Here is a 242-nt window from a genome sequence, read left to right as displayed (position 1 = left end):
GCGGTGCAGCTCCAGGCGCCGGCGGTGTAACCGGCCACCGAAGCTTCGGTCAGGGTGTAGACGCCGGCGCTGACCGGGGCATTGGTCACCGTCGCCGTGCCGCTCACACCGGTGATCGTGGTCGGACCGGTCGCAGTCAGCGGGAAGTCGCTGATCGTCGCGGTGCCGCCGTTGTCGTTGGTCACCGTCTTGACCAGGGTCAGCGTCGCCGCCTGGTCGTCGTTGACGATCGTACAAGTCGC

At 68.2% G+C, this 242-nt stretch carries 1 protein-coding gene; it reads right to left on the bottom strand.

Annotated elements, in window-relative coordinates; translation table 11 throughout:
- A partial coding sequence (locus tag LC490_RS24330; protein ID WP_223621918.1) for a hypothetical protein occupies window positions 1-242 on the bottom strand: 242 nt, incomplete at both ends.

Origin of the sequence: Lysobacter sp. ESA13C, from assembly GCF_019970005.1 — a bacterium.
In the GTDB taxonomy this organism is placed as follows: domain Bacteria; phylum Pseudomonadota; class Gammaproteobacteria; order Xanthomonadales; family Xanthomonadaceae; genus Lysobacter; species Lysobacter antibioticus_B.
This window is presented reverse-complemented; position numbering and strand designations above follow the sequence as displayed.